This window comes from Microvirga sp. Mcv34 (assembly GCF_024519725.1).
Taxonomy (GTDB): Bacteria; Pseudomonadota; Alphaproteobacteria; order Rhizobiales; family Beijerinckiaceae; genus Microvirga.
In genome coordinates this window covers 1-8,746 of sequence record NZ_JALJRK010000126.1, presented here as the reverse complement: position 1 = coordinate 8,746, position 8,746 = coordinate 1, and the positions used below count along the sequence as shown (strand labels likewise).

The following is an 8,746-nucleotide window of genomic DNA, read 5'->3' as shown; positions in this document are numbered from 1 at the left end:
CGCTCGTCCGTGCCCTTGGGGCGTTCCAACTGAGAAATGACCAGCGCCAGCGTGCGGAGTGGCAACGGGCCGCCTCGCACGACTTCATGGCGGGCGATCCGGCGCGGGCCCTGGAAGCCTATGACCGGGCCGGCCTGATCTGCTGGGCAGACGATCGCCACAGCGCCCTGAAGGCTCTCGTGGATGACTATGTTGCGGCACGCCAGGCTTTCCCTGGTGTTTCAAGACCCAACGGAAATGGACCGGCCCGCATCATCCTGACTGGGCGGGCGCGGGACGTCGCTGAGATCACCAATCGCGTCCGCAGTGCCCTCAGGGAAAGGGCAGAGCTTGGCGAGGAAGTGCTGGTGCGCGCTATCCCAAGCGGCAGCCGCGAACCAGTGATGCTGGCCTTGGCCGCGGGCGACGACGTGGTCTTCGGCGAGGATATCCAGGTGCAGGGGCAGACAATTCGCCCTATGGATCTGGCGCGGGTTGAGCGCATTCAAGGGGGCCCTAATCCGACGTTCACCTTAATGCTGGCCAGGACCGGAGCGACGATCACGACGCAGCTGTCCGCCCTTGTCGGGGTCCGCTCCGGCCAGGCGCAGGCTCCGAAGATGCAGCACGGGTATGTGTTACCGGTGCAGGCCGCCGCCGGCCTGATCGTCTATGACGGCTACGTTGCAAATCTGCGCGGCATGGGCCGCGAGGGTCTGGCCATGGCGATGACCCGCCACCGGCGGCAGGTGCAACTGTATGTCGATACCTCGCGGGTTCAGGCTCCGCGCGCGGGGGTGGCGTGGATCCGCAACGCGGTCATGGAGGAGGCGCGGCTCAGCGAGCGCAAAAGGAATGTCAGTGATTATGTGCCGAACCTTCGCGCGTTCGTCGGGGTTGCACGCCCAGAAGGAGCGGGCTCCCACCTTAATACATCGGCGGGAGCGCGGAGCGGGGGCGCTAGTTTTCCAGGCGCGCCGGTCGAGAGGCCAGACTCTGTTAGGCTCGCGGTGTCGCAGCATGTCGACGCGGTCCAGTCGCTGCGGGAGCGGATCGCCGAACGCCTGTCCGGGCCGCGTTACCCACTGCCCGAAGTCAAAACCAAGTTCCTTGCGCGCGTGGCTGCGCGCCGCTCTAGCCACCTCTCCGATGAGGATGCGGCGACCGTACGGAAACACGAACGTCTCTGGCACATGTTCTCGCGAGGGCCGAATGAGCATTTGCTGACGGCTCGCAACATCGCGCCGGAGGTGCTCCAGCGCTTCCGTGCCGACATTCGCACATCCCCTGACGGTCGTCCTGCGTTTGCCCACCGGGACCGTGTGGGCCGGATCACCGGCATCGAGTATGAAAGATCCGCGGAGCAGGGCAGGGGCGCGAGGCCTGACATCCCGTTTGATGGCGAAAGAGCGCTCACGCAGATGGGCGACAGCCGCAACCCGGCCCTCATCTATTTTGCGCGATCCGGCCTGGAAGGGTTGTCGCTTTATCAGATCGACCAGAGCCCGGAGCGGGCCTTGCTCGTCTCGCTTGCGGGACACCCCGGCGGCAATGCTCTCGACCAGCTCCGGGAACTCGTTCGGCGCTGTCCCGGGGCAACGATCCAGATCGCGGCAGACAACGACGACTTCGGCCGAGGTTTTGCCCGCACGATCGAGGAGCAGGTCCGTGAGGCAGGCGGTGCCAATGCCGCGGTTTTGGTCCGGACGCCTGCGGACGGCTTCTGGAGCTGGAACGACCAAATCCTGGGGTGGACTCGTGCAATGGCCGCGGCCTTGCAGGCCGAGGACGAAGCCCGGTCAAGGGCCAAACAGAAGAAGGAAGCCCCGCATCGTGCCACTCAACAGAATGCCGGGTACGACCCGCGCGACCGTTGAGGAACAGGCCTGTAGTGTCACTGCAAGGTAGAAATGTCTCAGGTTTCGGCAAATTAGAAATGTCACAGGGCTCTATGGAGCCTCTGCCGGGGCTGCGCAGACCTCAATGATCGCAGCAGCCCCGGCAGAGGCAGTGGGATGGGCCCTCTTCGCCGCGATGTGCCGCTCGGTGAAGGACATCCGACCGCGGCGCCCTTTCGGACGGGCGACATAGCCGCCCGCTTCGCTGTTCGTCTTGGTGCGTACGGGTCTGAGCTCATCCTGGCGAGCCTTCGCCCAGGCCAAAGCTTCCGAAAGCCGCTTGTTCTCGACAATCGCCGCCTGGGTGACCCGCTGGTTTTTATCGAACATGCGATAAGGCAGGGCGACGCCTTGCCAGCGCACCTCGAGCCTTCCGTCAGGAAACTCGTACGTCTCGACGTACTTGCCGGCCAATCCCGTGCTCAGCGGCGTCTCGTCCAGGATAATCCGCTTGCGGTCATAGGAGAGCGCCAGTTGCTGCGTGACATAGCGCTGCTCGCGCCAAGCCAGAATTGTGTCGAGTTGAGCTGGGGCGTGCTCCAGCGGACGATGCAGATCCTCCGATCGCGCGGGAGCGATCGCAAACCGCTCATTGAAGCGCGCCACGAAGGCTGGAAGATAGGCGTTCGCCGCTTCAAGCGTTGAAATCCCCTCGAGCCGCAGCTCCTTCACCAACCGATCCTGCAGCGTGCGGTTCACCCGTTCCACCCGCCCCTTGGCTTGGCTCGAGTTCGCGCACAGGATCTCGATCCCCAGTTCACTCAGCGCTCGGCCGAACTGGGTCATGCCTTGGCCGCCCTGAGCCTGCGCCTTCGACACGCGAAAGATCGAGTGCTTGTCGGAATAGAAGGCGAGGGGCCGCCCGTGGCTCGTCAGATAGCTCTTCAACGTCTCGAAATACGCAAAAGCGCTCTCTGATGGGACGAAGCGAAGCGCGACTAAGCGGCTGGTGGCATCGTCGATGAAGACGATCAGCGTGCAGCGGGGACCACGATCCTCGAACCAGCGGTGTTCACTGCCGTCGATCTGAACCAACTCGCCAAAATGATCGCGGCGCAGACGCGGCTGATGAAGCTGCCGCCGCTGCTTGCGCGACAACCAGAGCCCTTCCTCCCGCATCCATGTGCGCAGCGTCTCCCGCGAGATCCTCAGGCCGTGGCGCTCCAGAAGCATCTGGCATGCGAAGGTCGGTCCAAAGTCCCGATAGTTCTCAGTGACGTAGGCAATGGCCAACTGGCGCACATGCGGCCCCAGTCGACGATTGGAGGGCCGTCCGCGGGCCCGGTGACGAAGGCCAGCCGCACCCTGATCGGCAAACTGGCGGGCGAGCCGATGCGCCTGGCGCCTGGTGACGCCCATAAGGCCGGCCGCCGCGGTCATCGTCAGGCGGCCTGCAAAAACCGATGCCAGCACCTCAGCGCGGCGAAGCTCTCGTTCGCTCATCTCCACCCAGCCCATGCCACACTCCCATGCACTGCCGTTCAGGGGAGTGTGACATTCCTAGTTTGCCACGGTGGGACATTTTAACTTTGCGCCTACAGATAACATTTCGCATTTACCTAGAGGTATTCTCAAATCCCTCAGGTATCGTAGGTGGTTAGACCTGATTGACATGTCATCCATGGTCAGTGCGATCGAGGTGCCACCGCCATGCTCGCGGTCAAGAACAGGCCTGCGGCCTGCCGCCTCCGGCGGGGCCCTGCGGGCCTTCTTGACCGCTCCGCGTGCCGGCGGCTTGGGGTGTCCATGCCATGATGGCTTCGCCCGTCATGGCTCATGACGACCCATAACTTGTTAACCGGCTGCGCACCTCGAGAAGTTCGGTCACGGCGCGCTGATGCCGGCTGCGCCATTCCTCCGCCTCGCCGAGCGCGCGCTCATAGCGGCGATCCAATTCCATCTTCTGCTGCCGCACCTCGGCCAGCTCCGATTCCAACCGCTTGATCTTGTGGCGCAGCGCCACCTCGATCGTTGCGGCATGGCCGGCCGAGCGAACCCGGACCTCCTCGCCATGGACCGTCACAACCTGCTGAAGCGCCGTCGTGCGCAGTTGCTGGATCACCTCCTTGAACTGGCGGTAAAGATACTCGCGGCTGACGTTGGCGCGCTCGGCCACGGTCTTGAACGAGATGACCTCACCGTTCCGGCGCATGGCGCCCAGGATCTCCTCGACCGCACGCCGCTTGGTCACACTCCGCTTCTGGGCTGCCGCAAGCAGCCCGCTGGTATTTTCGCGTCCGGCCACTGTAGCTTCCCTCCGCCCTGATCGTCTTGATGATGGTCTTGACGTTCGCAAGCCCCTGCTGGGTCCGCTCCATCCGCTTTCGACCAATGTCAGCCATGCGCCGGTGGCCGTCCTGATCGAAGCCTTCCACCTCGCCTTTGAGGCGGGTGAGACTGGCAGCCATGGTGCGCATTTCCCTCTCGAAGAACGGCAATTGCCCGATATCGGCCCGGAAGTACGAGCACGTGAAGCAGGCCCCATTGTGTTCGCACCATTCGCCGATCTGGCCCGGGAGCGAGCAGAGGCCGCCAGGGACGTCAACCGCCAAAGAGGCATCCTTGCGCAGCGCCAGTTCGGCGACCTTGTCGTCGACCTCGCCCTTGATGGAGATGAACTTGCCGCCCCCCTTCTCGAGGACGGCTTTCTTCTTCAGCTTCAGACGCTGGTTGACGTAGATCAGGCTCATGTCGGCCGAGGCATGGCCCAGTTCCATCTGGATCATCATGATGTCGTAACCGGCCAGCGCCAGCTCGGTGCCGTAAAAATGGCGCAGGTCATGCCAACCGAACCTGTAGATGCCGCCGTCCTTGTCACGAATGCCCTGGCGAATGATCCACTTCGCAATCACGTCCCGGGTATGCCCAGGACTGAGATGGACCTCGGCATCGCCGAGCCTATGCGGGAACAGGTATTGTGTCTCGCGGCGCCATGCCCTCCGGACGTCGTCCTGCTGCTCCTGGATGGCCTGGATGACCAGAGCATGGGCGGCATCGTTCCTGTGCAGCGGCTTGGTGTTCCAGCGCTTGACCTTGGACTGATAGAAGGTCAGCAGCATGAAGTCGGCATCGTCCGGATCCGGTGCCAGGCAGTCGAACGCAAGGGCATGCAGGTCGATGGACCGCATGCCCGTGTAGCGGGCGATGATCAGAAGGCGTTTGCAGACAACCGGCAGGGAGTCGAACCTCAGGAAGATCTGCTCAATGACCTCCTCGGACACCATCGCGTCTTCGAGATTGCGCTCATATTCATGCGTTCGGGGATGATAGCTGCGAACCCTGCGAACGTTTCTCTTATCGAAGACAAGGCGGCGCCAGCGGTATTCCGGGAGGTAGGCGCAGGCCCACTGAAGCATGTTGAGCGGATCCGTATACCAGTTCTGTCCGGTGAACCCCTTGTCGTTGCCCCACGACAGGAACGTATGCTCGATGAACTCCTGTGTGATGTGTTCGGGGCGAGGCGAGGAATGAAGGCTGTACAGGCATGCCTCGATCTGTCCCAGTGAGGCAATGTAGGATGGAAGCGTGCGCGGCGAGAGTTCCTTGTGCTCGATTTTGTTGAGAATGTAGCGCCGCGCTACGGTGCGCAGCCACGGAAGTTGGATGCGGAAGAAGCTGAGGTAGGGGGCTTTGGACCGCGTCACCGGAACTTCATCCGCAGGATAAACATCCTCCAGGAGCACCAGGTCCCTGGCCTCCACCGGCTTGGCCTTCTCGCGCAAGAGGATGAGGGTGAACACCAAGGCATTGGCCGCAGCACTGGCCACGGGCCCATAGGCTGTCTCGTGGATCGTGGCGTCCCGACGCCATTTGCGCTTCGTGGGACGAGCCGAGTAGTCCCGCGCTGCCAGCCACTGCTCGAACAGGCTCCGCAGGGGCGTGCTGCCGCGGCCTGACCCACTCTCGATGGGGTGCCCGAAGTCGATCAGGTGGCGGACCGGAGGTGCATGAGTGGATGCAAGGTCAGCACAGAAGGGGATCAACTGAACCGCTCTGGTGTACCAGCGATAGTGCCGGCTCTGTGGCCGTGACAGGCGCCAGGCAAAAAATGCCTTGAGCTCCGTCTTGTAGAACTCCGGCACATCGGCGAAGTCGAAGCCAATCCCACCCAGCAACGCATCGGATAGCGGTTGTCCGCGCTGCCGGATGATCGATGCCGGTCGGCCCTTTCTGCCGCGTTCTCCATAGGTGTTGTTCTCAACACAGCCACTCCTGGGCTCAATCTCCTGGGCGTCGCGGAGGATTTGAGCGTGCCTCGCCCCGCCATAACTGTCCGGCGCGTATAACGCGGATCCGGCATCGATCCCGAAGCATTCCCGAAGCGTATGGAAGCCCCACAGGTCTCGCTCAAGCAGGGCAGGGTGCAAGGCAGTCAGATAGGCCCGCAGGCTCCCAAGATAGGCGGCTTCCGGGTCGCAGCTTCGGGCGAGTGTCAGAGCCATTTGAGCTTCTCCTCCGCCACGCCGATACGCCGCAAGTCATTCAGGCGCTCTTCGACCTCCGTGTGGTTCTTGAGCTGCAGCTTCTTGTACTCGGCATTGAACAGGTGCTTGTAAATGGCATTGGTCGTCTGCGGGCTGACATGCCCGAGGCGGTCGGCGACATCGAGCAGGCTATAGCCCTGAGCGATCGCCTCGCTGGCATGGGTATGGCGGAACATATGCCAGGTGAACGCAATGCCAGAGTTCCGGACCAGACGCTTTTGAATGTCGTAGACGTTGCTCTCGGTCAGTCCGCGGCCGATTTGCGCTTTCGCGATGTTGCAGAACACATAATTCGTGCCGGTCTCGAAGGCCGGAAGGTATTCGTCGCTGGCGACATAGTCCTCGTACATCGTCATCACGAAGTCGAGCACCGGGATCGGCCGCGCCTTGGCGTATTTGACGCGCGCTTTGTTCTCGTGAAGGCGCGGCGTGACCCAGATGACGTTCTCCTCCAACCGGAAGTCCTCGTGCAGCAGGCCCCGGGCCTCGCCGATCCGGATGCCGGTCGTGTACAGGAGCACCACCAGGAAGGCGTCGCGCATAAGGCTGGCCGCCTCGATGATCCTCAGGACCTGCTCCGGCGTCAGCCGGTGGTCGACGGCCCGCTTGGCGGAGGCCGCCTTGGCCTTGTGGTCCGACCGGCTTTCGGTATGGCGCCGCGCCTTCCGCTGCATGATATGGGCCAGGAAAGGCTTGTAGGCGTCGGGATGATACGTGCGCGGCCGCTCGCCGGCATCAAAGATCAGCGCGGCGTGGCGCATGTCCAGAAAGGTGTAGAAGGCCTTGATCGCAAACAGGATCTGGTTGTGCAGGCTGGCGGAAACGTCCACGGGTTCCGGGCGCAGCGGGATGATGTTGAGGGCGGTCTTCAGATCCAGGATCGGGCCATGGCGGATCACCGCGGGAATGAAGCGGTCGAGGTCCAAGGGTGCGATCTCGCGGAAGCTCTTGCCTATGGTGGCGAGATAGTTGCCGAGCCGGACGACGTGCCGGGCGTAGTGCGCGACAGTGCTCGGGGCGTGATGGCGCGCCTCCAGATAGATGACGAACTCGCGGATCTCGGTAACGATGGCGTCGCCGTCATAGGCGGTCCAGGTGACGTGGCCGCTCGGGAGGACGATGCGCTGCAGGTGCATGGGCCGTCATCCGCGTCGTTGACACCTGATTCTACGATTGTCAGGGACCGGCGCCAAGCCCCCGAAGGAGTAGGTCGATCACGTCGTTGACATGACCAAGCGACCTATAGGTGTTCGCATAAGGAGACTTTTGACAAGAAGTCTGTGGCCAGACACGAGATCGCCTTGCTGCCTAAATGAGCGAGTCGACATCAAGAGAACCTGGCGATAGATTACCGTGTGAGAGCCTCAATCTCGTCATCGGTCAGCCGGCGCTCCTGTCCGTTCGGCATCAGCAAGCACAAGCAACCCGCATTGTCCGTGAAGTACACGGGATTTCCTTTTCTCTGATGCTCCGCAACAGCCTCGGCAATGGCCTCCCGGATTGCACACCTGAGCTGCCCGGACCATTCAGGTCCTGCGTACTCAAGATCCTGGGGCTCGGCCATCATCCCTTCCTCCGCGGTATCCGCCCCGACTTTACCAAAGTTGCTCCCGGCCATGAAGGAAGCCTATGACGGGTCTGCCGCGGCGATGGATTAGCGTCAACGTAAGCGACAGCCAGATCCAGATGGTGCTCTTTGATGGTGGGATAGGCTGCTAATATACGATCCCGCGGATACCTGCCTTCACGGACGCCGCCAAGTCATAGGCCAAGACCCGTGTGCCTTTGATGACCGGCATGCCACCCAGGGTTTCGGGATCCGAGACAATCGTGTCGTCTCGGCTTGCGTTCGTATCCTCACTGGAAGTCAAGCGCACCTTCCGCAGCCCGAACGACCTCTTCGATATGCCCTGATCGCAGCCGGTCGATCGGTGCCGCACTCTCGGTGTACAGATTGGGCGTCACCAGCCACTCCCACGCCTCCTCCGGTGATGGAAAGTAATTGGCAACTCGATCGAGCCCTCCGATCGGTCGGGAATGCTCAAACTGCCGCGCCGGATAGACAAACCCTTGGGTGTCTTTGCGGAAAGCAATGACCCTCCCGCTCTCTCGCCAACTTTCGAGCGTCGCGGCGGAGATACCAAGCTTCTCCACCATACGGTCCGCAGCCAGGAGTTCGGATGCGGCCCAGTCTGTCGAGTCATCATCGACTGTGATTTCGGCCAGCAGCGCTTTACCCTCTTCCAGGCTGACTAGGCGCCCGAGGCCGGACCTCTTATGGAAGTGTACGCCCTTCCTGGTATCGGCGAGCGGCCTACCCAAAGGCCGAGATGTCTCATGGTCAAGATCTGCAAGATCGTCTGCAAGGAGGGCCGTAATGTCGTC

At 62.3% G+C, this 8,746-nt stretch carries 6 protein-coding genes and 1 pseudogene; 1 reads left to right on the top strand and 6 read right to left on the bottom strand.

All coding sequences use genetic code 11. The features are described from left to right. The first annotated feature begins 86 nt into the window (after window positions 1-86). A complete protein-coding gene (locus OC446_RS27980; protein ID WP_262032217.1) occupies window positions 87-1,856 on the top strand; it encodes a toprim domain-containing protein in 1,770 nt (589 codons plus the stop codon). Between the two features lie 72 nt (window positions 1,857-1,928). Here OC446_RS27980 and OC446_RS27975 read toward each other — a convergent pair whose 3' ends face one another. The 6 genes and pseudogenes from OC446_RS27975 to OC446_RS27955 all read right to left on the bottom strand — a co-directional run. Then, on the bottom strand, window positions 1,929-3,335 hold the full coding sequence (locus tag OC446_RS27975; protein ID WP_315986554.1) for an ISNCY family transposase: 1,407 nt from the start codon (window positions 3,333-3,335) through the stop codon (window positions 1,929-1,931). A gap of 316 nt (window positions 3,336-3,651) precedes the next feature. After that, window positions 3,652-4,068, bottom strand: coding sequence for a DUF6262 family protein (locus tag OC446_RS27970; protein WP_262032216.1), 417 nt, complete (start codon window positions 4,066-4,068; stop codon window positions 3,652-3,654). Then, complete coding sequence (locus tag OC446_RS27965) at window positions 4,013-6,319, bottom strand: tyrosine-type recombinase/integrase (RefSeq protein WP_262032215.1); 2,307 nt, start codon at window positions 6,317-6,319, stop codon at window positions 4,013-4,015. The genes OC446_RS27970 and OC446_RS27965 overlap by 56 nt, the downstream gene beginning before the upstream one ends. Then, a complete protein-coding gene (locus OC446_RS27960) occupies window positions 6,310-7,497 on the bottom strand; it encodes a tyrosine-type recombinase/integrase (RefSeq protein WP_262032214.1) in 1,188 nt (395 codons plus the stop codon). The genes OC446_RS27965 and OC446_RS27960 overlap by 10 nt, the downstream gene beginning before the upstream one ends. A 579-nt stretch (window positions 7,498-8,076) precedes the next feature. Beyond that, on the bottom strand, window positions 8,077-8,238 hold the full coding sequence (locus OC446_RS31175) for a DUF433 domain-containing protein (RefSeq protein WP_410055161.1): 162 nt from the start codon (window positions 8,236-8,238) through the stop codon (window positions 8,077-8,079). Next, window positions 8,219-8,746 (bottom strand): annotated as a pseudogene (locus tag OC446_RS27955) (hypothetical protein); the annotation flags it as partial. The pseudogene OC446_RS27955 and the gene OC446_RS31175, both read right to left, overlap by 20 nt.

Coding starts and splice junctions, on each gene's coding strand:
- OC446_RS27980 (WP_262032217.1), top strand. CDS start 87: ATGGCGGGCGATCCGGCGCGGGCCCTGGAAGCCTATGACCGGGCCGGC.
- OC446_RS27960 (WP_262032214.1), bottom strand. CDS start 7,497: ATGCACCTGCAGCGCATCGTCCTCCCGAGCGGCCACGTCACCTGGACC.
- OC446_RS27975 (WP_315986554.1), bottom strand. CDS start 3,335: ATGGGCTGGGTGGAGATGAGCGAACGAGAGCTTCGCCGCGCTGAGGTG.
- OC446_RS27965 (WP_262032215.1), bottom strand. CDS start 6,319: ATGGCTCTGACACTCGCCCGAAGCTGCGACCCGGAAGCCGCCTATCTT.